The 23,919-nt window shown below is 55.0% G+C and carries 19 protein-coding genes and 1 riboswitch; of the genes, 9 read left to right on the top strand and 10 right to left on the bottom strand.

Annotation, left to right across the window (positions count from 1 at the left end):
- Nucleotides 1-26: 26 nt before the first annotated feature.
- Nucleotides 27-992, bottom strand: coding sequence for a sterol desaturase family protein (locus J7399_RS17425; protein ID WP_209088098.1), 966 nt, complete (start codon nucleotides 990-992; stop codon nucleotides 27-29).
- A gap of 44 nt (nucleotides 993-1,036) precedes the next feature.
- Entirely contained in the window at nucleotides 1,037-2,437 is a 1,401-nt protein-coding gene (locus tag J7399_RS17420) for a DUF4856 domain-containing protein (protein ID WP_209088093.1), read from the bottom strand.
- Nucleotides 2,438-2,819: 382 nt separating this feature from the next.
- On the opposite strand from J7399_RS17420, the gene J7399_RS17415 reads away from it, so the two are divergent.
- Complete coding sequence (locus J7399_RS17415; RefSeq protein WP_209088090.1) at nucleotides 2,820-4,904, top strand: Hint domain-containing protein; 2,085 nt, start codon at nucleotides 2,820-2,822, stop codon at nucleotides 4,902-4,904.
- A 126-nt stretch (nucleotides 4,905-5,030) separates the two neighbouring features.
- On the opposite strand, the gene J7399_RS17410 is transcribed toward J7399_RS17415, so the two are convergent.
- Nucleotides 5,031-6,149 carry an aminotransferase gene (locus tag J7399_RS17410; RefSeq protein ID WP_209088087.1) on the bottom strand — a complete coding sequence of 373 codons (1,119 nt, stop codon included), beginning with the start codon at nucleotides 6,147-6,149 and terminating at the stop codon, nucleotides 5,031-5,033.
- Between the two features lie 227 nt (nucleotides 6,150-6,376).
- Here J7399_RS17410 and J7399_RS17405 point away from each other — a divergent pair, with 227 nt between their 5' ends.
- Both J7399_RS17405 and J7399_RS17400 read left to right on the top strand, forming a co-directional pair.
- Nucleotides 6,377-7,855 (top strand): DNA polymerase Y family protein, encoded by a 1,479-nt coding sequence (locus tag J7399_RS17405; protein WP_209088084.1) that lies wholly within the window; start codon nucleotides 6,377-6,379, stop codon nucleotides 7,853-7,855.
- A 59-nt stretch (nucleotides 7,856-7,914) separates the two neighbouring features.
- Nucleotides 7,915-11,232, top strand: coding sequence for an error-prone DNA polymerase (locus J7399_RS17400; RefSeq protein ID WP_247742958.1), 3,318 nt, complete (start codon nucleotides 7,915-7,917; stop codon nucleotides 11,230-11,232).
- An 89-nt stretch (nucleotides 11,233-11,321) separates the two neighbouring features.
- Here the strand turns inward: J7399_RS17400 and J7399_RS17395 are convergent, their stop codons facing one another.
- From J7399_RS17395 to J7399_RS17365, 7 genes are all read right to left on the bottom strand, one after another.
- Nucleotides 11,322-12,686 (bottom strand): ArsB/NhaD family transporter, encoded by a 1,365-nt coding sequence (locus J7399_RS17395; RefSeq protein WP_209088078.1) that lies wholly within the window; start codon nucleotides 12,684-12,686, stop codon nucleotides 11,322-11,324.
- Nucleotides 12,687-12,743: 57 nt separating this feature from the next.
- The gene (locus J7399_RS17390; RefSeq protein ID WP_209088075.1) at nucleotides 12,744-13,229 is read right to left on the bottom strand and encodes a CBS domain-containing protein; all 486 of its coding nucleotides are present in this window, start codon (nucleotides 13,227-13,229) and stop codon (nucleotides 12,744-12,746) included.
- Between the two features lie 332 nt (nucleotides 13,230-13,561).
- The gene (locus tag J7399_RS17385) at nucleotides 13,562-14,464 is read right to left on the bottom strand and encodes an endonuclease/exonuclease/phosphatase family protein (RefSeq protein ID WP_348539481.1); all 903 of its coding nucleotides are present in this window, start codon (nucleotides 14,462-14,464) and stop codon (nucleotides 13,562-13,564) included.
- Nucleotides 14,465-14,577: 113 nt separating this feature from the next.
- Complete coding sequence (gene ugpC / locus J7399_RS17380) at nucleotides 14,578-15,618, bottom strand: sn-glycerol-3-phosphate ABC transporter ATP-binding protein UgpC (RefSeq protein WP_209088072.1); 1,041 nt, start codon at nucleotides 15,616-15,618, stop codon at nucleotides 14,578-14,580.
- Between the two features lie 11 nt (nucleotides 15,619-15,629).
- Nucleotides 15,630-16,487, bottom strand: coding sequence for an ABC transporter permease subunit (locus J7399_RS17375; RefSeq protein WP_247742956.1), 858 nt, complete (start codon nucleotides 16,485-16,487; stop codon nucleotides 15,630-15,632).
- Nucleotides 16,488-16,537: 50 nt separating this feature from the next.
- A complete protein-coding gene (locus J7399_RS17370) occupies nucleotides 16,538-17,419 on the bottom strand; it encodes an ABC transporter permease subunit (protein ID WP_209088065.1) in 882 nt (293 codons plus the stop codon).
- A gap of 72 nt (nucleotides 17,420-17,491) precedes the next feature.
- Nucleotides 17,492-18,787 (bottom strand): extracellular solute-binding protein, encoded by a 1,296-nt coding sequence (locus J7399_RS17365; RefSeq protein WP_209088062.1) that lies wholly within the window; start codon nucleotides 18,785-18,787, stop codon nucleotides 17,492-17,494.
- Between the two features lie 241 nt (nucleotides 18,788-19,028).
- Between J7399_RS17365 and J7399_RS17360 the strand changes: the two genes are divergently transcribed.
- The 6 genes from J7399_RS17360 (at nucleotide 19,029) to J7399_RS17335 (ending at nucleotide 23,898) form a co-directional block, all read left to right on the top strand.
- A complete protein-coding gene (locus J7399_RS17360) occupies nucleotides 19,029-20,042 on the top strand; it encodes a LacI family DNA-binding transcriptional regulator (protein WP_209088059.1) in 1,014 nt (337 codons plus the stop codon).
- A 107-nt stretch (nucleotides 20,043-20,149) separates the two neighbouring features.
- Nucleotides 20,150-20,350, top strand: a riboswitch (cobalamin riboswitch).
- A 131-nt stretch (nucleotides 20,351-20,481) separates the two neighbouring features.
- Complete coding sequence (locus tag J7399_RS17355) at nucleotides 20,482-21,267, top strand: DUF4198 domain-containing protein (protein WP_209088056.1); 786 nt, start codon at nucleotides 20,482-20,484, stop codon at nucleotides 21,265-21,267.
- A 6-nt stretch (nucleotides 21,268-21,273) separates the two neighbouring features.
- Nucleotides 21,274-21,885 carry a cobalt transporter CbiM gene (gene cbiM, locus J7399_RS17350; RefSeq protein ID WP_209088053.1) on the top strand — a complete coding sequence of 204 codons (612 nt, stop codon included), beginning with the start codon at nucleotides 21,274-21,276 and terminating at the stop codon, nucleotides 21,883-21,885.
- A complete protein-coding gene (locus J7399_RS17345; protein ID WP_209088051.1) occupies nucleotides 21,882-22,463 on the top strand; it encodes a cobalt ABC transporter permease in 582 nt (193 codons plus the stop codon). The genes cbiM and J7399_RS17345 overlap by 4 nt, the downstream gene beginning before the upstream one ends.
- Nucleotides 22,463-23,245: a cobalt ECF transporter T component CbiQ gene (cbiQ, locus tag J7399_RS17340; RefSeq protein WP_209088049.1), complete on the top strand. Its 783-nt coding sequence runs from the start codon at nucleotides 22,463-22,465 to the stop codon at nucleotides 23,243-23,245. Before J7399_RS17345 ends, cbiQ begins: the two co-directional genes overlap by 1 nt.
- Nucleotides 23,242-23,898 (top strand): ABC transporter ATP-binding protein, encoded by a 657-nt coding sequence (locus J7399_RS17335; RefSeq protein ID WP_209088045.1) that lies wholly within the window; start codon nucleotides 23,242-23,244, stop codon nucleotides 23,896-23,898. Before cbiQ ends, J7399_RS17335 begins: the two co-directional genes overlap by 4 nt.
- Nucleotides 23,899-23,919 lie beyond the last annotated feature (21 nt).

The following is a 23,919-nucleotide window of genomic DNA, read 5'->3' as shown; positions in this document are numbered from 1 at the left end:
AGCCTTCTAGTCTGATGCCGAGTGTTTCAACGCACTCTCAGCAACCGTTGTCCTCGTCTTTTGAGATAGCGCCAGATGTCTGAAAATGGTCGAAAGTAGATATCGATCAGATCGGTTGCACTGGCCTCTTTGTCCGGAAGACCAAAAGTGAGATCCTCATCCTTCTCCGAGAGATGTAGTGAGCCAAACAGCCAGTCCCAGATTGCCAGCGCTGCCCCGAAATTTTTGTCGAAATGCCTTTCGGCTGTGGAGTGGTGCAGCTGATGCTGTGCGGGGGATATCAACAGGCGCTCAAGCCACGGCCAATAGCTGATGTTGATATGCGAATGTCGCAAGTTTGATCCTGTGACGTGGAACAAGAACACCAGCACGTTGACGCCTACAACCGTATAGAGATCCACAGTATTGCCGAAACTGAAGATAAACACCGGCAATACGAGCCCCTGCGCAAAGGCGCTTCGTAGTGCGTAAAGCACACCCTCAAATGGATGCACGCGATAAACTGTGATTGGGGTGAGCGTTTCCGCGGAATGATGTACTTTGTGAATGGCCCATAGAGGTGGCCATCTGTGCATCCAGCGGTGCAGCCAGTATTTGGTCAAGTCATCGACCATAAACAACGTGGTGGAGAACGCAGCAACTACGAGCGGTTTGTTTACGTCTTCAAATAGACCCGGCACAACGAAGCTTTGACGGTGCAGCGCAAAGTATATTGCTGTTGCGATGGCCAGCTGCGTAATGAGCAGGGGAGAAACAAACAGCGTAAAGACGCGGTTGATGAAGAAAATCTGGTAGTCCGCCAAAGCGGATTTCGAGAAGAACACCTTTCGATCAAACACGCGGGCAACGGCGTCTCGGAACGATTGGCGTTCGATAAAGAGCAGCCAGAGAAAAGCGATTAACAGAGACAGCACAAGATAGCCGACAAAAATCCGTTTTTTCGGGTCGGCAAAATCAGCAAAGAAGGGCGTAAGTGTCTGTATCCAATCCATTGAGTTAGAACGAGCGGCACCTCTCAGGTGCCGCCCTGATGAGTTTAGTCAGTTTCAGCGCTGTCCGCAGAGTTCAGCTTGCCTGCCAGTGTTTCCAGATCGGCAAGTGCATCATTGGCGCGGGACTTCAGGCCAAAGGTGTCGGCGAGAAGCTTCTGGGTCTCCAGCATCTGCAGCTGGTAGTCGCTCCAGGTTTTGCGACGTTCACGCACAAAGTTCCCGTCCGCATCGATACCGGTCACATAGGTGTTGTCCAGCGTCACCGGACCAAAACCGATCAGTTTGTTCAGCTCGGTTGCAGTCGCACCCAGATTGTTTTTGCCGGTTTGCAGAGCCATGGCAAAGCCTTTCAGCTCACCCCAGTGCTTGACATAGTTACGATAGGCTTTGGCCAGCTCTTCACCTTCCAGTTCGCCCATCTTGCCGATGTCTTTGTAGACCGAACCCGCGTATTTGAAGGTCGCTTCCGCCAGCACTTTTTCCCAGTTGCTCTCGATGACTTCCGCGTAGCCTTTCAGCTGTGCACGTTGATCATCGGTGAGAGCTTCGCCATTTGCATCCGCGATCAGCTGACGGCCGTCGACGAAGGCCTGCATGATCGTGTGCATGTAGTTGGTGGACTTGGTGCCGCCTTTGTCTGCGCCGGCAGCGTAGTAAGCCGGGCCAAATACGTGCTCGGATTTCAGGTCAACCACGCCGTCGCCATTGGCGTCTGCAGCAGTCAGGTCTTTCTGCTTGGCAATGCTGTAGGCCTGCTCTGGGCTCAGGCTCAGAGTGTGCGCGGGGCCACCCCAATAGCCAAAGGCCTCATCCCAAGAGTGCTCTTTACCGGTGTAGTAAGCGCCGTCTTTGTAAGGTTTGTTGTTTGGCTTGTTGTCAGCATCAAGCTTTTCGTCGAGATAGTTGTCGACCGCTTGGTTATACATCATGGCGCCCATGGTGTATTTGGAGATCACCTGGCCCCAGTCATAGCCGTTCTCAGCATCAAAGCCACCGTTTGATTGCGCGGCGTGTTTGATCATGTGCAGCATGGCTTCTTTACCGCTCACATTGCCGGGCCACGCAGGCATCGCACCGTCGTAGAATTTGCCGGAGATGTTCTTGCCTTTAGAGATCGCGTTTACGGTTGCTTGTTTGACCGGGTAGCCATCTTTGGACGCGGGCGCCATGATTTCAAGATCTGCGTCAGAGCCGTTGAAATACGCCAGCAGCATCGCTTCTACGTCAGCTGCATTTGCGCCGCCGTTTCCTTTGCCAGCTGCTTTTTTAAGGCTGTCGTGCAGTGCGTGGCGAGCGATTTGGCCGGAATAGGAAACAGAGTTGGTCTTGTCGCCTTCATAGCCTTTTACGGTCACCGGAAACGGGCCATAGGTATCGGCGCTTGCAATGCTTGCCGCCGCACACACTGCAAGCGCAGTGGTCAATTTCAAAGTCGTTTTGAACATTCGCGTTCCCTCCAATAAACCCGACAAAGTCAGTCGGGTAAAATCCTGAGCGAACTAATCAATTAAAAATTTTGAGGTGTCAAGCGCTTGTCGCGCTGTTGATCTTCACGAATTTGGAGCGTGCTATCTAGCTGCCCAAAAGTGTCGTTTCAATGAATGGCACCTTGATCATTTTGCGCGCTACCGAGGGTATGGTGCGTTTTAGAAAAAATTTCGCCAATTAATTGTTTTTCAAACTTTTCAAGACTGCGTCCAATTTAGGCCGCAATTAACGGTCAGAAATTAGCTCTGCTGTTCGGCTGGATTGCTTATGTGATTCAGTCGTTTCAAGGACTTTGGGTGAGACATATGCCATACTTGTCATGTGTCTTGGAGTGGGCTGATGCCAAGAGAGACATTCACGTTTGACAGCAGCAATGAAGGCTGGCGTGTCTATGATAATAATTCCGACTCTTTCATTGGAGGAGCCCGGTTCAACTCCTTCTTTGGTGGCGCCCAACACGGTGACAACGAAACGGGTCCGTCCCCTTGGTTGACCACGCCAACCGATTTCGGAGGCGACAACAGCGCCCTCGTCGGCGGCACAGTCGATTTCTCCTACCGCAATGCAGATGCGCAGCCTTTTACGGCCGACGCTCCAATCAGCAGCATTGATGTGATGCTGGTGGCGAATGACGGAACCAAGCTTTTTGCCTCTGTTTCGTTCCAGCCAGAAACTGGCACGCTTGTCAAAAATGTTTCGTTTGACTTGGACTCCGCGACCTTCAAGACTCAGGGGGGCGGCAACGTCACGCCTGCACAGTTTGAAGCGGTGATGAGCGATCTTGCATTCTTTGGAATCAATGCAGATGCGCGTAGCCTTTCTGAAAACACCCTCATTGATAATGTGCGTTTTGATGCTCCGCCGGATGGCACCGTTGATGGTGAGCAGACCGGCGAGAACATGGGCCTTGGGTATAATGATGAAACCGGCGCTGAAGACGGCGGGGGAGATATCATTACCACTGGCGATGACCGGATCGAAGGCAACGGTGGCAATGACACAATCGATGGGGACAAAGGCAACGACACAATTGATGGCGGCACCGGTGACGACACCATCATAGGTGGGGATGGCGCAGATTACCTGTCCGGCGGCGAGGGCAACGATTTTATCGATGCCTTTAGCGGTAGCCGATTTGGGTATGAGAACGGCGCCGGCACCGATACGGTTTTTGGTGGTGCAGGTGATGACACCATTCATGGTAGCTTTGGGAGCGGGGAGGCCCTAGACGGTGGCGCCGACATTGACACGTTGACGTTTCGCTCTTTCGGCCCAGCATCTTTTGCTACCGTAGACCTTGGCCAAGGCACTTACACCCTTGGGACGGGCGACTACGGTACGATTGTCAGCATCGAGAACGTCCACGGTACCTTTGGCGGTGACAACATCACCGGAGACAGCAATGACAACCTGCTGCACGGTGGTGGTCTTTTAGGGGAGGGCGATGATGTCCTGTCCGGCGGCGATGGCGAAGACACACTGATTGGCGGGAAGGGCAATGACACCCTGAGTGGGGGAGCAGGGGATGATACCTTTGCTCTCACAGATCTTGGCGAGCACGACGTTGTCACCGACTTTGACATGAGTGATGACGATGGCGATGGCTTCACCAACGACCAACTCGACGTCTCGCTGCTTACCAACGCGAACTCCGATCCAGTCAAAACCACCGATGTGGTGGTTGCGGATGACGGTAATGGCAACGCACTGCTGACGTTTCCCAATGGTGAAACCGTCTTGTTGCGCGGCGTTACGCCGGATCAGCTGGACAATGGGATCAAGTTGAACTCAATCGGCATTCCTTGTTTCACCAAAGGTACTTTGATCATGACCCCAAACGGTGAAGTGCCCATTGAAAGCCTCCGCGCCGGAGATCTAGTGATGACACGCGATCGCGGTCCGCAGCCGATCAAGTGGATCACATATACCCATCTGGATCGGCAGGCTTTGGAGGCCAATCCGGAATGGCGTTCCGTACGTTTGCCTGAAGGGTATCTCGGCAATCACAGCCCGCTTTTTGTCTCCCCGCAGCACTGCATGCTGATGCCAGATATTGCTGGCAACCCGGACGAAGCATTTGTGCGGGCAAAGCATTTGGCGCAAGCGCTAGGGCCTGTGCGGGTGGCGAGCGGACGGCGTCAGGAGACGTATTTCCACATGCTCTTTGAGCACCATGAGGTCGTTTATGGCAATGGCGCAGCGAGCGAGAGTTTCTACCCTGGGCCAATTGCCCGCGCGATGCTTTCACCTGAGAGTCTGCGGTCTTTGGAGGACGTAATCCCAGCGATCCGCCGTCAGCCGGTGGAGTGTGCGTATGGCGCGCGGGCGCGAAAATTGGTGTCCAAGAAAGACGTTTTGCGCCACCTCAAACGGCGGCAGAAAGTCGCAAAGAACACCCCGCGCTGCGTGGCTAATGCGGCTTGATCTCGGTTGAGTTTGGATACGGCTTTGATTTATGTGATAAGTCGCTTTAATGACATAACACTGATTATGCCTGAAATCTCCAAGAACTTACCTCAAGCTCGCAGATAACCTGTCTTCGCCTCGGCCTCACTGACACGCAAGGAAGTTAGAAAGCTTTTCCAATCCTTCACGAAGCACGTCGGTATTGTTGGCAAAGCCAAGTCGAACGTAGCCTTCCATATTCAATGCTGATCCCGGTGTAAGCATAACGCCGCAATCTTCCAGCAACGCAACGCAGAACGCGCGCGATGTCAGTGGTAGGTCGTACTTCAGAAGCGCTGTGGTGCCGGATTGTGGCGTTACCCAGCTCATACGTGGCTCCTTCGCGATCCAGCGCTCTACAATCGCTATGTTCTCGCGCGTTATCGCATGGCTGCGTTCCAGCACCGCGTGCCTGTTTTCAAGTGCGATGGTGGCGAAGTGGTCGTCCAGCATGCCGACAGAGATGGTGTCGTAGTCCCGGTGGATGGCGATTTCATGGATCAAAGCCTCCGGTCCTGCGACCCAGCCCAATCTCAATCCGGCAAGAGAATAAGCCTTAGACATACTCGCTGTGCTGATGCCCTTTTCATAGAGGTCCGCGATGGATGCGGTTGTACCATCCCCGGATTGATCTGTCCCGCGATAGACTTCGTCGCAAAGTATCCAGGCATCCGCGGCGCGCGCGATCTCCACGATCTGCAGGAGCATGTCACGATCAATCAGTGCGCCTGTTGGGTTGTTCGGATTGTTTAGCGCAATCAGTTTTGTACCCGGTGTCACTGCTGCACGCAAAAGATCCAGATTGGGCAGCCAGCCATCTTCTTCTCTGAGCTGTACAGCCTGCACATCAGCGCCAATGCTGGCGGGTATCGAGTAATGCTGCTGATAAGTTGGCACGACGGCCACCACCCTATCGCCTTGCGATACCAGAGTTTTATGCACGAGCATGTTCGCGCCAATGGTACCGTGGGTCGTGATGATGTTGGCGGGCGTTTGCTGTGCGTAGGTGCGCGCTATAGCTTGTCTCAGGCGTGGAGACCCTTCGATGTCGCCATATGTCATCTTCATTGACAGTAGATCGGACAAATCGGTGTCGTTTTTGCCTGAAATTTGCAAGAGCTCTTCGATTGTCAAGCTTTCCACGCAGGTTTCAGCGAGGTTCAGGGCGCATTTTGTTTCCCACTCGTTCATCCATTGCTCTACGCCAAATGGTTCAATGTACATGGGATGATCTCTCTGTGTTTCATGGGCCTGTGTCACACGCATACAGCCTAGAACGGGGCGCATCCAAGTGGTTTGTTTACATTCGTGCAACGAACGATGGCGGGGGCATGCCCCCTCACCCACCATTCGCCTTCGGCGCAAGTTGCTTCTGTTAGCCACGTGCCATGACTCGACTCCATATAGGAGATCGGCTATTTAGAACAAATAGAGAACACTTGGTGTCTGGCATGTTCGATGGGATACGACGTCGCATTGTTTCATTATGGTTCCCTAGGTTGGCTAGTGACCGGGTTCTGCGACGGCGCCCGGTCGACGGCCCTTTTGCGCTGACGTTGAAACAGCAGAACTCCAACCGGATTTATTGTCTAAATGCAGCCGCGTCAGATCATGGATTGCATCAGGGTATGGCCTATGCCGATGCGCGGGCATTCTGCCCGGATCTACAAAGCCATGTGGCGGATCCCGAACAAGATCAGAGGTTTCTGCATCTGCTGTGCCGCTGGGTCACACGCTATTGTCCATGGGTAGGCCTGGAAGGTCGCGATGGCTTGGTGATGGACATCACAGGGTCAGCACATCTTTTTGGCGGCGAAGAGGCCCTGCTGGCGGACATACATGCACGCCTGATGCGTTCCGGACTGTCTGTTTGCATAGGCCTCGCAGATACCCGCGGTGCCGCTTGGGCTTTGGCGCATTACGATGAGGGGGTGGCCAAGCCTGGAGAGATGTTGCCAGCGCTCAGCAACCTGCCTGTTGCGGCCCTCCGCATAGATGAGCAAACCTCTGTCACGTTGCAGCGATTGGGGCTGCGCAGTATTGGGGCGCTGGCCCAGGCGGCCCGAGGCCCCCTCACGCGCCGTTTTGGTCCGGGCTTGCTGCTGCGGCTTGACCAGGCGCTGGGGGCGCAGGCCGAAGAGATTACGCCGCGCACCGATCCCCCGCATTACAGCATACGCATGACCTTGCCAGAGCCTATTGGCCTTTTGTCAGATGTCATGGCGGGAACGGAGCGCTTGCTGGCTCAACTCTGTGCAAAACTGAAGGCGCAGGAAACAGGCGCGCGCAGGCTTTGCCTTACGCTGCGCCGTGTGGATCAAGACCATCAGCAGGTTGAGCTACAATTGGCGCGCGCCTTGCGAGACCCGCAACGCATTTTGCCTCTTTTTGAACGTGGCTTGATGGAGATCGATGCGGGGTTTGGAATTGATATGTTGCGGCTGGCGGCCACACAGGTTGAGGCACTGCCCGTGCAGCAAATCAGCCATGTCGCCATTGGCGGCAAGAATGAGTTGGATGACTTGATCTCGCGACTTGGCACAAGGATCGGGCTGGATCACATACAGCGCGTCTTGCCGGCGGACAGTCACATCCCCGAACGCAGTTTTTTGATCGCCTCAGCAGCCTATTCAGATCCGGTAAAGAGCTGGGGTCATGTGCAATTGCGTCCCATCTGTCTCTTCCCACCAGAGCCGATTGGAGGAAGCGGTCACCGCCCCCCTACCCGGTTTAACTGGCGTCGCATGCCGCTCACAACAGAGCGTATGGCCGGGCCGGAGCGCATCGCTCCGGAATGGTGGATGCAGGATGAAAATTGGCACTCCGGACTGCGCGATTACTGGCGGGTATATACCGCGCAAGGACGGCGGCTTTGGTTGTTTCATACGCCACAGAACCCAGGCTGGTTTGTGCAAGGGGAGTTCGCATGAACGATATCCAGCACAGCACGGCACTATCGGAACGGCAACAGGATACGCGAACGCCGCGCATGTCGGGTCAGGCTTATGCAGAGCTTTGCGTAACCACGAATTTCACGTTTCTGACAGGTGCGTCGCATCCAGAGGAACTGGTTGTGCGGGCCGCGGAGCTGAGACTGTCTGCCATCGCGATCACCGATCGCAATTCCCTGGCTGGTGTGGTGCGTGCGTGGTCCGCCTTAAAAGAGCTGAAGCGAGAAACGCTGGAACAGGTGCAGATCCGCTCGCAACAGCAAATGGATTCCTCCTCCCGGCAGGATGTGGGGCAGAGCAATCCGCTTGCCAAATCGGACATCATATCCTTCCCCAAGCTGATTGTGGGCTGCCGCTTGGTGCTGCAGGACAGCGCTGTTGAGTGGATTGCCCTGCCCCGCAACCGCGCGGCTTACCAACGCTTGACCCGTTTGCTGACACTGGGGAAACGTCGAGCTGAAAAAGGACAATGTGTCCTCTATGTCAACGATTTGGTTGCTGCCTGTAGCGGCATGATCCTGATTGCCCTGCCACACAGCAGGCCGGAGGCAAGCATCGCAGATATCCAGCATATGCGGCGCCAGTTTCCCAATCATGTCTTTCTGGGCGCTGCGCCGCGTTATGACGGCAGCGATCAAGACTATTTTGCGGCTTGCGCGTGCGCAGCCCAAAAATCCTCAGCACCTCTGGTGGCTGTAGGTGATGTGTTGATGCACCACGCAAGCCGTCGACAGCTCGCTGATGTGCTTACATGTATGCGTGAGCATGTCACCATTGATGAAATCGGCACCCGCGCTTTACCTAATGGAGAGCGCCGGATCAAAGCCGGGGCAGATATGGCGCGGATCTTTCGCGATTACCCGGCTGCACTGCGTCGAACGCTCGAGATTGCGGACAGGTGTAGTTTTGACATGAGTGAGCTGTCTTATGAGTATCCGCATGCAGAAACAGAGGATGAAACGCCCCAAGAGCGTTTGGAGCGGCTTGCCAAAGAGGGCTTAGAGCGCCGTTACCCTGAAGGCGCACCGGATAGGGCGGTCGAGTTGATGCAAAAAGAGCTCTCTGTGATCAAGGAACTGCAATTTCCTGCCTATTTTCTGACCGTGCATGACATTGTGCAATTTGCCAAATCGCAGGGTATTTTGTGCCAAGGACGTGGCTCCGCTGCAAACTCTATCCTGTGCTATCTGTTAGGCATCACTGATGTCAGCCCTGATATGATCGCCATGGTGTTTGAGCGCTTTGTTTCCAAACACCGCGGTGAGCCGCCGGATATCGACGTGGATTTCGAACACGAACGCCGCGAAGAGGTCATTCAATGGATTTATAAAAAATACGGGCGTCATCGCGCGGGGTTGTGCGCAACGGTCATCCATTTTCGCACCCGCGCTGCAATCCGTGAAGTTGGCAAAGTGATGGGCCTCAGTCAGGATGTCACAGCAGGTCTGTCCGGGCAAATCTGGGGCATGACAAATGGCGGCGTTGATCTGGACCGCGTGCGCGAGTTGGGTCTCAATCCCGAAGATCGCCGGCTGATGCAGACCCTCCGGCTGATTGGCGAAATCATCGGATTTCCCCGCCATCTTTCACAACACGTGGGAGGTTTTGTCATTACCCGCGGGCGATTGGATGAGCTTGCGCCCATTGAAAATGCGGCGATGGAAGACCGCACTGTGATCTGCTGGGACAAAGATGACATCGACGCTCTTGGCATTTTGAAGGTCGATGTGCTGGGTTTGGGTATGCTGAGCTGCATTCAAAAGGCCTTTGCCTTGATGCGCCAGCATGAAAACCTCAGTCATAGCATTGCTTCCATCCCGCAGGGGGACGCTCCCACATATGACATGCTTTGCCGCGCGGATGCCGTTGGGGTCTTTCAGGTGGAAAGCCGCGCACAGATGAATTTTTTGCCGCGGATGAGGCCTCGGGAGTTCTATGATCTGGTGATCGAAGTGGCGATTGTGCGCCCCGGCCCTATTCAGGGAGATATGGTGCAGCCCTATATCCGTCGACGTAACAGGCAGGAAAAGTCGGAGCCTTTCGGGCCTGCTTTAGAAGAGGTGACCAGGCGGACTCTGGGCGTGCCACTCTTTCAGGAACAAGCGTTGCAAATTGCCATGGTTGGTGCTGGGTTTTCTGCGGAAGAAGCCGACCACCTGCGCCGCTCACTCGCTTCTTTCCGGCGTATGGGCACCATCGGCAAACATCGCGACAAATTCATCGCCGGGATGCTGAGCAACGGCTACTCTCCGGAGGTGGCCGAACGCTGTTTTGGCCAGATCGAAGGCTTTGCAGATTATGGCTTCCCCGAAAGTCATGCTGCCGCTTTTGCGATGCTGGTCTATGTCTCAGCGTGGATGAAGTGCCATCATCCAGCCATTTTCGCCTGTGCACTCCTCAATTCCCAGCCGATGGGGTTTTATGCCCCGGCACAAATCGTGCGTGATGTACGGGAACATGGTGTGGAGACCCGCCCGATCTGCGTAAACCACTCAGAGTGGGACAACACGCTGGAGCGCCGCCCGGATGGTGCTTTGGCGCTGCGGTTGGGATTCCGGCAGATCAAGGGCTTCAAAAAGGAGGACGCCCATTGGATCGTTGCGGCCCGTGGCAATGGATACCCTGATCCCGAAGCGCTCTGGTTGAGGGCCGGTGCACGGCCCGATGTTTTGGCGCGATTGGCGGAGGCCGATGCATTCGCAGACACTGGCCTGACGCGGCGGGATGCCCTGTGGAAGGTCAAAGCCATTCAAAGCCCGAAACCCCTACCGCTGTTCAATGATCCGATTGATGGTGAAAGCGTTTCTGAGCCACAGGTGATATTGCCTGCGATGCGTCTGGGGGAAGAGGTGGTGGAGGATTATGTGTCCACACGGCTCACCCTGCGCGCGCATCCCATGGAACTTCTGCGCCCGTCCCTGCCGGGCATTATAACCCATGCGTCTTTGCCGCAGGTTGCCTTGGGCCGCTACAGCGTGTGTGGCCTTGTCATCACACGGCAACGTCCGGGCACTGCGTCAGGGGTGATTTTCCTCACGCTGGAAGATGAAACAGGTGTCAGCAACATTGTGGTTTGGCCCAAGATCTATGAGCAGTACCGGCGCATTGTTATGAGCGGACGACTGTTGCATGTCACAGGCTATCTGCAACGCGAAGGGATCGTGGTGCATCTGATCGCGCAGGACATTCAGGATCTCTCTTATAAACTGGCAGAATTGGGCCATCCGGAGCCGAAAGCTTTGACCACCGAGGGGCAGCGCACCGACGATACGCCCAAAGCGGCCCGTTATCCCGCACGGGCAATGCATCCCCGTGACCAGGCCAAACGGCTCTTCCCCAGCCGTGATTTCCACTAAGCGGCCTTTCGGAGCGACCCACCGTGGGCAGGCCACAAACAAAAAGCCCGGTGCAATGCACCGGGCTTTTCGAATACTTTTACACAAACTTAGAAATAGCGCAGCCAGAGGTAAACATTGGCAATCATGAGCGTCAGGATCATGATGGGGAACGCATATTTCATGAACGTCAGGAAGCCGATCGGCTGCTTTGCTTTTTCAGCAAAGGCTGCAACGGTCAGGTTGGCAGATGCGCCCAAGAGCGAACCGTTGCCACCCAAACACGCCCCAAGCGCCAGAGACCACCACAGCGGCTCGATTGCCTCCGGGCCACCAAATGTGTCAGCGGTGGATTCAATCAGTGGGATCATCGTCGCAACAAACGGGATGTTGTCGAGGATCGCGGACAGAATGCCGGACGCCCAGAAGATGAAGAACGAGGTCCACATCATATCGCCCTGTGTCAGCTCTAGCACTTTCTCACCGAAGTACTCCAGCAGACCAACCTGCTCCACACCGGCCACGATCACAAACAAGCCGCCAAAGAAGAAGATGGTGACCCATTCCACTTCGCCAAAGATGTGGTGCACGCTTTCGGTCTGGTCTTCGCCGTGCTGGTGGCCATAGGCCAAAAGCATCAGAAGTGCCGCGCCTGCGAGAGCAGAGGTGCCAGGCTGAACGCCATAGCCGTGACCAACCACAAAGCCGAAGATCACCAGCGCCAGAACGCCGAGGGATTTCACCAGCAGCACTTTGTCGGTGATGGCTTCTTTTTCATTGAACTGCATGATGCGCGCGCTGGCTTCCGGCGGGATCTTGGACAGTTCTTTGCGGTTCATGAAGTAGATGATGCCGGTCAGAACCACCAGACAGATCGCGGAAATGGGCGCGAGGTTGTACAGGAAGTCATTGAAGCTGAGGTTGGCAGCAGAACCGATGATGATGTTGGGCGGGTCGCCAATCAGCGTTGCGGTACCACCAACGTTGGAGGCCAAGATCTCGGCTAAGAAGAACGGGAACACACGTGTTTCAAGCGCATCAGTGATCAGCAATGTGATCGGCGCAATCAGCAACACGGTGGTGACGTTGTCCAGCATCGCGGAGAACACAGCGGTGATCAGCGTGAGCATGATCAAAATCCCTGTGGGATCCGCTTTCACCCATTTGGCTGATTTGATGGCCACATACTGGAAAAGGCCACTTTTACTGGTGATCGCAACCACCACCATCATGCCGATCAGAAGCGCCAGCGTGTTGGAGTCGACCCCGTCCACAGCCTGTTGTTGGTTCAAGATCCCAAACAGCACCATAAGCGAGGCGCCAAGCATTGCTAGGATGGCACGGTTGATTTTTTCGGTGATGAGTACGGCATAAACCAGAACCAGAATACCGGAAGCGATCCACAGGGGATCAATCCCAAGCATTTCCGCCAAGGAAAAGCCTGCCTCAGAGTGTGAGGAAGAATGTGCAGACAAGATACTGTCCCGTTTTCGTTTGATTTCAGTGAGTTGGGCTCAGCGGCAGCGCTGACCTTATAAGACTTTGTCCATCAGCGAGTTTGCACTCACTGTGCCCACAAAACGCTGGGTTTTGGGCTCCACAAGCATCACGTGACGCTTGAATTTATAGACAAGGAAGATGCCTTCCATAATCGGCGTATCCGGTGCAGCCACTGGAATGTTGCTCGGATTGGACATGTTGTCCGCAACTTGCTCTTGCTTGAGGCGCTCGATCTGGTTGCGGAAGTCTTCTTTATCCAAGCTCATGAAACCGAGGTGGTCCATGGAGACACGCATGCTCTCCGTGTTCAAACCAATGGTTGCCGCTTTTGGCAGGATCAGCTTCAGCATTGTGGGAGCACTGAAAACACCGCAGTACTCGCCGCTCTCGTCCACCACTGGCAGGAAACGGGCACGAGTTTCTTTCAGGATCGCAAGGGCATCAGCAACGCTTGCATCAGGATGAATGGTTTTCTGCAGGTCGGGCGAAACCATGACATCAAAACATGTCAGACCCATAATCGTGACCTTTCTTTGAGTGGCACGCTTGAAATCGCACCAGTGTTGCAACCGGCGGCGGCGCAAAGGCAACGTGCAGAGTCGCAAAACGCACATCATCTATTGAATCGCCAGAGTCGGGCGCTTACTTCTAGTGTTTTTACGGCAATTACCAGTGCAGAAATGATGAAAAGCCGATTGGAAGGCTTAACCTCTACGTAGTTTTGTTGGTGAAAGCCTCTTTCGGGTTCGCGCGAAACAAAAGCGTACAAAGCATTCATGCAACAAATGCATCAGTAGACAAAGCCTCCCGATGTCCGGAAGGAACGCTCAGGGGGCATTGCTACTAGGGATTACTCGGGCTGAGAATGTTTAAGGCTCACAGAACACCAAACGCAATCATGGTCTGACAAAGGACGTTTCGTTGCGTCAATGGAGGGCAAGATGCCCTTTTCATCACAGTGCAGCCCCCTGCCCGCAAACCAATCCAACTTCATCACCCGATCAGGGTGCGGGGTTATGAGGCTTGGTCGTGTGGTCATCCCTTCGGCGGTAAATTCCCATGAAAAACCCTGTGTTTCAGCCAAATCGAAAAGCGTTTCTCGCTTCCAGTCGAAATCCGGAGGAATGTGATTGCCTGTGTTCAGGTCTCCGCCGATCAGAATGGGCATATCAGGGGCAAATTCTTCTACCGCAGCCAAAAGGTCCGCGAACTGCGTATGGCGATGTGCGGCATTAGCATTGCTCTCCAAATGTGTGGAGACGACACAAAGAGGGCCAGCCTCTGTGGGCACAATGGCCGCAAGCGCCATACGCCCACCAAGCCGAGGTTGATCAGGATCGGAGGCGCCAGCATCTGCAGCAAACCAATGACCGTCTTGGTCGAGCCTGATCATGCCAACGCGCTTAAACGGAACGGAAGACAAAATAGCGTTGCCATGCCAACCAAGGCTATTGAAGGAATCTTTGCAGAACTGCCGCTCGGTTGGCCCGCCAAGATCCAGCTCAAGGAACTCGACGCCGAAGGCGTATTGCATGCCCAAAAACGCAGCCATGTCCTCAGTTGTGTGGCGTTGCCCTGTGCGGGACATACCGTGATCTACCTCAGACAAAAGCACGATGTCTGGCGACACTATGTTCAATTGGGCGGCAGTGTCTTCCGGAAACAGGCAACGTTCCACATTCCAGGCTGCGACCGTAGGTGTTGTTGGCAGCACGGACTGTGCGGCAGTCCCACCAATTTGCACGGCGTTCATCGCGGGGGTTTGCGCAAGCAACGCCCTATGTGCTTGTGCGGTGCGAGGGGCCTCAAAAAGGTGTTTTTGTTCGGCAGCGGTGATTTTTGGCAGCGTATCAACGGTATGAGTGATCACAGCGCTTTCCCCGTTTCCACATCAAAGAGACGCAGCGCATCGGGCTTAAGCGCTACACGTGTGGCACCCGGAGCTGCCGCGATTTCTTTGCTGACGTGAATAGTAAAGTTTTGCTCTGCCAACTGACCATGCAAGAGACGGTGCGCACCGAGCTCTTCGACGATGTCGACGTGGAAATTCAGCGGTCCTGCTGCGTTGAGTTCGACATCTTCCGGGCGGATGCCCAACGTCACAGCGCCTGCTCCCGGCGCTTTGGCCAGTGGCGTGCCGCCGTTCACAAGCACTTGCCCTCCCTCCAGACGAGCGTTGATCAGGTTCATCGGAGGCGCGCCCATGAAGCTTGCAACAAAGGTTGATGCGGGGGAATGGTAGATATCCGCCGGGGTGCCAATTTGCTCAATCTGACCTTCGTTTAACACGATAATCCGATCTGCCATAGTCATGGCTTCGACCTGATCGTGGGTTACATAGATCGAGGTGACCCCAAGGCGACGTTGCAGCGCCTTGATTTCGATACGCATTTGGTTGCGCAATTTAGCGTCGAGATTGGAAAGCGGTTCATCAAACAGGAACAACGCCGGATCACGCACCACCGCGCGCCCCATGGCGACACGCTGACGCTGCCCCCCGGACAACTGGCTTGGCTTGCGGTCAAGATACGGCTCAAGGTTCAGCATCTTGGCCGCTTCGACCACTTTACGTTCAATCTCTTCAGCCGGCGTTTTGCGGTTTTTGAGGCCATAGCCGATGTTTTTGCGAACCGTCATATGCGGATAGAGCGCATAGTTCTGAAACACCATCGCGATGTCGCGATCCGCAGGATCAACGTCATTCACGACGCGATCACCGATCGACAGGTGGCCTTCGGAGATGTCTTCCAGCCCGGCGACCATGCGCAACAAGGTGGATTTGCCGCAGCCAGAAGGGCCAACCAGCACGACAAACTCACCGTCGGCGATGTCAAAGCTGGTGCGGGTGACGGCTTCAAAGCCGTTAGGATAGATTTTGCGGATGTTTTGCAGAGAGACTTGAGCCATTTCTCTTGTCCTTATTTGTCAGATTCCGTGAGGCCCTTGACGAACCAGCTTTGGAAGAAAATCACCACGAGCACAGGCGGCAGGATCGCAATCAATGCGAGCATATTGGCGCGGCCGTACTCGGGAATATTGGTGCCTTCGAGATCTTGGGTGATCTGTTTGATCCCGCGCACCAGCGTGTACATGTGCTCTTCGGTCGTGATCATTGTTGGCCAGAGGTATTGGTTCCAGCCAAAGACAAACATTATGATGAACATGGCGGCGATCATCGTTTGGCTGAGAGGCACCAGGATATCGATGAAGAATTTCACCGGCCCCGCTCCGTCAATCCGCGCGGCCTCCACCAGCTCTTCAGGCACGGAACGGAAAAACTGACGGAAGAAGAAGGTCGCTGTCGCTGAGGCGATCAGCGGCACAATCAAACCGCTATAGCTGTTGAGCAACCCGAGCTTTTGCGCAATCTCATAGGACGGCAGAATGCGTACCTCGAGTGGGAGAAGCAGCGTCGTGAAGATGAGCCAGAAGGCAAAGGTAGCAAACCGAAGCCGGAAGTAGACCAGCGCATAGGCCGCCATCATGCCAATCGCAATTTTGCCAAGGGCAAAGCCGAGGCCAAGGATCAGCGAGTTTTTCAGCATCGACATACCGGTGTTCTCGCCAGAGAAACCGGACGCTTCAAACATCGCCTTGTCAAAATTGGCGCCAAACTGATCTCCGATCACCAGCTCGGGGCCGTTTTTGATGGTTGCGACATCGGTGGTTGTGGTGGTTTGCAGCACGATCAGCAAAGGCACCAGCATGAAGAGCGAGCCGAGGATCAGTACCGCGTGATCGCCCACATCGCTCCAGCGGATGCGGAACTTGCGCATGGGCATCGTGGGCGCCTGGCTTTGGGAGATATCTGTCATGATTTGCGCCCTTATGTGTAGTGAATGCGCCGCTCAACCAAGCGGAACTGGAAGATGGTCAGTGCCAGCACAAGCACCATGAGCACGACGGATTGTGCGGACGATCCGCCAAGGTCGTTGCCGCGGAAACCATCCACATAGACTTTGTAAACCAGCGTCATCGGGTTGTTACCGGGTTCCCCTTTCACCAGCGTGTCGACGATGCCGAAGGTGTCAAACAGCGCGTATGTGATGTTGATGATCAGGAGGAAGAAGCCGGTTGGTGCCAGCAGTGGGAAGGTGACTTCCCAAAAACGGCCGGTGGCGGATCGGTTGTCGATCAGGGCGGCTTCACGCACGGCTTTCGGGATGGATTGCAGCCCTGAGAGGAAGAAAATGAAATTCACCGGCACCTGTTTCCAGACGGATACGATTACCATGGCAATTGCGGTGTCATTGAAATTCACACCCAGTTTGAAATCCCAGCCGATGCTGCGCGCGAGCTCGGTCAGCGGCCCCCAGCTCTGATCAAACATGATCAGCCCGACAAAGCCCGCAACCGGGGGAGCAACCGCGTAGACCCACATCAGCAGCGTTCGGTAACTGCGCGCTCCGCGCAGAACTTTGTCTGCCTTCACCGCAAGCAAAAGCGCCAGGGCAAGCGAGAAAAAGGTCACCAGTATCGTGAATACCAGCGTGAACCGCGCGATCTTCAGATATTCGCCGCTGCCTGCGAGGTCCGTATAGTTGTCGACCCCTACAAAGGTTGAGCCAAACCCAAAAGGATCTTGCAGATAGAATGATGACTGCACCGCGTGGGCGGCTGGCCAATAGAAAAAGATGGCGATGATAATCAACTGCGGCAAGAGCAGCAGGATCGGCAGCCATCTGGTGGTGAAACCGGCGCGTTTCATTGAAGGTGTCCTTTGAAAGAGGGGACGGCCGCGATCTCGCGCGGCCGCCCATTATCTGTCTGGAAGAGAAGCTTAGCTCTGGGTCTTGGCGAATTTCGCAAGCAGATCGTTGGCTTCTTTTTCGATGGTTACGAAGGCGTCTTCCACAGTGGTTTCGCCGGTCAGGATGCGGCCGTATTCGCGGTTCATCACGTCACGGATCTGCACATAGAAACCCATGCGATAGCCTTTGGTGTTGTCACCTGCTGGCAGGGACAGCTGTTTGATGCCAATCTCAGCAGCTGGCGCGCGGTCATAGTGGCCATCCGCTTTTGCCATTTCATAGGCTGCTTCTGTGATCGGCACATAACCGGTTTCCTGGTGCCAGAAATACTGCGTCTCAGGCTGAGTCAGGAATTCAAAAAACGCCGCGGTTGCTTCGTTGTCAGCCGCGTCGTGGCCAGCCATAGCGAAGAGAGATGCACCGCCGATGAAGGTTTGCTTTGGCTCGGCAGTCACAGCTTCCCAGTAAGGCAGGTAGGTCGCGGAGAAATCAAACGGCAGGTCTTTCTTGGACAGGCCGCCGAAAGAGCCGGAAGAGCCCAGCCACATGCCAACTTTGCCTTCTTCAAATGGGGTTGCGTTGTCACCCCAACCGGTGCCGAACCACTCAAAGTAGCCCGCATCCTGCCATTCGGTCACAGCGGTGAAGTGGGCTTTGATCGCGTCGTTGTTCACGAGGATCTTGGTGCCTTCAGCGCCTTCATAGCCGTTGTTGTTGGTGGCAAACGGCAGATCGTGACGAGACATGAAGTTCTCGGTGAAGATCCATGGCAGGTGGGATTGCGTCAGCGCGGTATAGCCAGCCTCTTTCAGAGCCGGAGCTGTGACAGTCTGAAACTCTTCCCAGGTTTTTGGTGGCTCAACACCCGCTTTTTCAAACGCCTGCACGTTGTAGTACATGATTGGCGAAGAAGAGTTGAACGGCATGCCGATCATTTTGTCGTCGGCGTCAGCATAGAAGTAGCGCACGCCGGAGATGTAGTCGTTGATGTCAAAAGCAACACCATTGTCGGTCAGCAGATCCTGAACCGGAACAGTTGCGCCCTTGGCGCCGATGACGGTTGCGGCGCCAGCATCAAACACCTGAAGGATGTTTGGCTGTTCGCCAGCGCGGAAGGCGGCGATGCCTGCGGTCAGGGCTTCTTCATAGGTGCCTTTAAAAACCGGGGTGATTTTGTATTCGTCTTGAGACGCGTTGAAGTCTTCGGCGATGGCATTCACAGTTTCGCCCAATGCACCGCCCATAGCGTGCCACCAGGTGATTTCAGTTTCAGCAAAGGCAGAGTTTGCCGCCATTGCGAATGCGGCCGCAGCCGTGCTTGTCATGAAATGTTTCACAATCGGTCTCCAGTTGAGTCGGTAAACCCTGTTTGGATTCACCAGCGTTTTCCGACCCCCATTGCCCTCTGACAAAGGTGATCTGTGTAAATTCTGTGCGCCTGCAGATTGCTCAGCGCGAGGGTTGTGCAATATCTGCACACGTGTTCAGGTAGCGAAGATATGCGACAGTTCTGTGAAGCGAATTTTGCGTTTTTGTTAAGTTTCACCCGGGAGGCACCAAGCGGAGATGAATCATGGCGTTGACAAAGAGCGGCCCAAATCACGCCGGGTGACCGCCCAAGCGGTAGCAGATGCAGTTGGAGTGTCTCGTTCCGCTGTGTCCCGGGCATTTACCGAAGGCGCATATCTGGACAACGCGAAGCGTCGGGCGATTTTGCAGATGGCCGCGAGAATGGGGTATCAACCCAATGCCTTGGCTGCAGGGCTTCAGGGAGGCAGATCCCACCTTGTCGCCATCTTTGTTGGAAATATGCGCAGCGCCTATGACTCTATGTTTGTCAGCCAGCTGGTACGAGAGCTCAATGGGATCGACAAATGGCCGGTTCTGATCGATGGCGGCGGCAAACGTGCTGCCACGGCCATTGACGAAATCATGCGCTACCCGCTGGACGCTCTCATTCTGCGCGGGGGAAGCATGTCTGCTGACATCGTCACCCATTGCGCGCGCTTTGGCATACCAATGATCTCCTCGGGTCGGCCGGTAGATGCATCCGGAGTTGATAACGTCTGCTGTCGCAATGCGCTTGGGAGCAGGCTGATAACAGAGCGGTTGATAGCCAGCGGGAGAAAACGGTTTGGACTTATTGCAGGCCCAAAGGATTTTCATTCAGCTGAAGGCCGCCGAGAAGGCGTGCTTGATGCCCTCGGTGAAGCAGGGCTGTCTCTGCGATGTGAAGCTTTCAGTGACTACACCGTGGATTCTGGTCACCAGATTGCGCTTGAGATGCTGGCTTCCAATGTCATTGATGCCTTGGTTTGCTCCAATGACGCTTCCGCCATCGGTGCTCTGGCGGCTGCACGCGAACTGGGGCGCGCGGTTCCGGGTGAATTGGCGATTGTCGGCTTTGATGATATCGACATGGCCAAGTGGCCGATGTTTGACCTGACCACTGTGCGCAACCCCATTGACGCCTCCGTGCGCGAGATCATTGCGCTCTTGGAGCGCCGACTCGCCGATCCCACGAAAGACGATGAGACTGCCTACGTCGATCCCAGCGTCGTTGAACGCGGCACGCACTAATTTTTGGGCAATCTCGCGCCATTCCGTTTCATATTTATCTACTTTGATTCCGCAATTGTGTCCGCTGAGGTCGCAATCCGTTATTGACCCGCTCTCCCCGCATCTGGCAAGAACGCGCCATGTTCGGTTCCGGGTTAACCCGGAAGCAATAGGGAATGTAGTGCGGCGATATCGGTGCCAAATCTGCAACTGCCCCCGCAACTGTAAGCGGCGAGCACGGCTGAAAACGCCACTGGGGTTTCCCGGGAAGGCCAGCATCGTGTTTTGACCCGCAAGTCAGGAGACCTGCCGGACATGCGCCCTTGGAAGGGGCGTTCATTATCGGCGACGGGGTGTGCGCCGGGTCCACTTGGTTTGGAAGCTGAGTGGCTCCGTGCTCTCCGAAGTCACACAAAAATAAATGCGCCGGGGAAGGCGCAACGTGATAAGGACCAAACAAATGAAAAAGCTGCTTTTGGCGGCCACCGCTGCTCTTTCCATCCCTGCGATGGCGCAAGCGCATTTTCTTCTGGAATACACCGAAGACACGATGATTGAGCGCCCCGGTGACGTTCCAGTCAAGCTTATTTTCTGGCATCCACACGAAGCGGGTCATGTGATGACCTTGGACAAGCCTGAAGAATTTTTCGTTATCCACAACGGTGAGAAAACGGATCTCTTGGGTACGCTTGAAGAGACCACCTTTGACGGTCCTAACAACAGCGCAAAAGCATTTTGGGGATCGGTTCCGGTAAAGCGTTCGGGGGACTATGTCGTTGTGACGGTGCCCGCACCTTACTATGAAGAGTCCGAGGATATCTACATTCAGCAGATCACCAAGACCTATCTGAACCGCAACGAGCTGCCGACCGACTGGGATCAGCCCCAAGGGCTCGCAACCGAGATCCTGCCCCTGAACAAGCCGTACAACATTATTGCGGGATCGACCTTCACGGGCCGTGTTCTGAGCGAAGGTCAGCCGGTGGCGGGTGCTGAAATCGAGATCGAATATATGGCAGCGGAGCCAGATCTGGAAGGCACCGGAGCCAAGGCAGCGACTGCGTCGCCTCTGCCAGGCGGCGCAATCGTCGCGATCTCTGACGACAATGGCTACTTCACTTTCGGTGTGCCAAAAGCAGGTTACTGGGGTTTTGCCGCTCTGGGTTCTGGGCCGGCAACCGAGCATGAGGGCAAAGAGCTGAGCCAGGATGCGGTGATCTGGATCCGCGCTTGGGATCTGGAGTAACGCTTCATGCACATTGTTGACGGAGCCTTGTCCAATCCGGTTGTCATCGGCGGCGCACTCGCAGCGGTCGGCGGCATCGCGATGGGGCTAAAATCGCTGGACCTTGACCGCATTCCGGCTGCTGGCGTGTTGTCGGCAAGCTTTTTTGTGGCATCTCTGATTCATGTCCCGATTGGCCCGTCATCTGTGCATTTGATTTTGAACGGTCTGGCCGGGCTCTTGCTCGGCTGGGCCGCATTTCCCGCCCTCTTTGTAGGGTTGCTTTTGCAAGCGGTATTCTTTGGCTTTGGCGGTTTAACCGTGCTCGGGATCAACGCCGTCAATATCGCGTTTCCTGCGGTATTAGCCTGGATGTTGTTTGGCCGCCTAATCGGCCGAGGCTCGCCTGTTCAAGGGGCAATCTGGGGCGGGATCGGCGGGGCCTTTGCAATTGCGGCCACAACCGCACTTGTCGCGGTTTCATTGGCACTTTCAGGCGAGGAATTCATTCCCGCGGCGAAACTCGTGTTTTTCGCCCATATTCCCGTGATGGTCGTTGAGGCCTTTCTCACGGGATTTGCGATCTTGCTCACGCGCAAAGTCAAGCCTGAGCTATTTTTGAAGGGGCGAGCCGCATGAAAAAGCTGATATTAATGTGTGTGCTGGTTCTTTCACCGCTGCCTGCCCTGGCCCATAAGGTGATTGCCGGAGTGTTCCCGTCGGGTGATGCGATCGAAGGAGAATTAGGTTTTTCAAACGGTGACATGGCTGAAGATCAAGAAGTTGTCGTCACTGGTCCAGATGGCACCGAATTGGGGCGCACGATGACTGACGCAGATGGTTTTTTTGTGTTCACACCAAGCAGCCCGGTCGCGCATACATTTTTTGCCGATCTTGGTGCAGGCCACATTGCTGAGGTAACCATGCCTACCGAGGAAGTCGCGGAGATTTTGGGGGTTGCGGCAGAAATAGTGGATCCAGCACCAGCCGCCCTGTCAGGCTCAAATATCAGCGGCGTGACCGTTGCCTCGCTTTCTGAGGAAGAACGCGCCGCTATTGCCCAGACAGTTAGGGACGAGATGCGCCCCCTGCGTCGCGAGATTGCCGCGTATCGTGAGCACAATGACTTTCAGAGCATTCTGGGAGGCATTGGCTATATTGTCGGCTTGTTTGGGCTCGGATTTTATATTGCCGCACGCAAAAAGTTGGTGCGCTGATGGCGCACGCACTGGAACCACAAGCAAAAACGCTCTCTGAGGCTGGCAGAGCCAGTCTCTATGGCAAGCTCACAGAGCTTGATCCTAGGATGCGTATTCTAGCGGTGTGTCTTTTTGCTGTGGTGACCGTCGCTTTGCAAACACTGTCAACTTTGGTTGCTGCATTTTCGGTCTCCCTATGCCTGCTTATTCTGTCAGGCCTTCCCAAACGTCGAACCTTAAAGCGCATGGCGATGATGGACGGCTTCATCATATTCATGCTCGTGCTAATGCCATTCTCAATGCCGGGCGACGCGATGTTCACGGTTTTTGGCTTTCCGGCGAGCTGGCAAGGGCTTTGGAAGGCAATAGAGATTGCACTAACAGCAAACACAGTGATCCTTGCTCTCATGGTTCTGGTTGGGACAATGGAGCCGGTCACCCTAGGGCATGCTCTCCACCGTTTGCGATGCCCTGAAGTCTTGGTTCATCTCTTGATGTTCACCATCCGCTATATTGAGGTGCTGCGAGAGGAGTATCTCCGGCTCCGAGGGGCCATGAAAATCCGCGGATTTCGTCCGGGAACCAACTGGCACACATATCGAAGCTTTGGCTATCTGGTAGGTATGATGCTTGTGCGGGCCATCGAACGATCAGAGCGTATCCTTTCGGCAATGAAGTGCAGAGGCTTTTCAGGGCGGCTTTTCCTGCTACAAGATTACGCACTGACTCGGCGGGATCGCCTCTTTGCCGTTTCGATGTTCGCGCTTTGTGCGGGCCTTCTCATTCTGGACCACCTATGACGATCCTAAGGCTCGACGACATTCACTTTGCATACCCTGGCCACGCTCCAGTGCTGAGTGGTGCCTCACTGCATCTTGAACCTGGAGAGCGATTGTCCATTGCTGGGGCGAATGGTGCTGGTAAATCCACATTGTTTCGCATTGCGCTTGGCCTTCAGAAGCCAGACGCAGGTACCGTCACTATTTTCGGTAAGGAGCGCAGTGTCGAGGCCGATTTCCATGAGGTGCGCCAACGCATTGGCATGGTGTTTCAAGACCCTGACGACCAGCTATTTTGCCCCACGGTCGCTGAGGATATTGCCTTCGGGCCGCTCAATTTGGGGCGCAGTAAATCCGAAGCAATTGCCATCGTAGATCGTGTCCTCACCGACCTTGATCTGATGCATCTGCGCGATCGCATCACGCACAAGCTGTCAGGAGGCGAGAAACGTTTGGTAACCTTGGCGACGGTGCTTGCAATGGAGCCTGAGGCGCTTCTTCTTGATGAGCCGACAAATGCACTGGATACGAAGAACGAAGCGCGGCTTCTGGAAATCCTTCAGGGGCTGCCGCAAGCAATTTTGTTGGTCAGCCATACGCCCTCATTTCGCGAGGCCTTGGCTCCAGATACGCTGGAGCTGCGTGAAGGACAACTCGTGGACTTGCGCACTTAACCTGCCATCGCGTGTTACGGG

Origin of the sequence: Shimia sp. R9_1, assembly GCF_017743775.1 — a bacterium.
Classification (GTDB): domain Bacteria; phylum Pseudomonadota; class Alphaproteobacteria; order Rhodobacterales; family Rhodobacteraceae; genus Shimia.
Note: the sequence above shows the minus strand (reverse complement) of the source record. Positions and strands in the feature narration are given on the sequence as shown.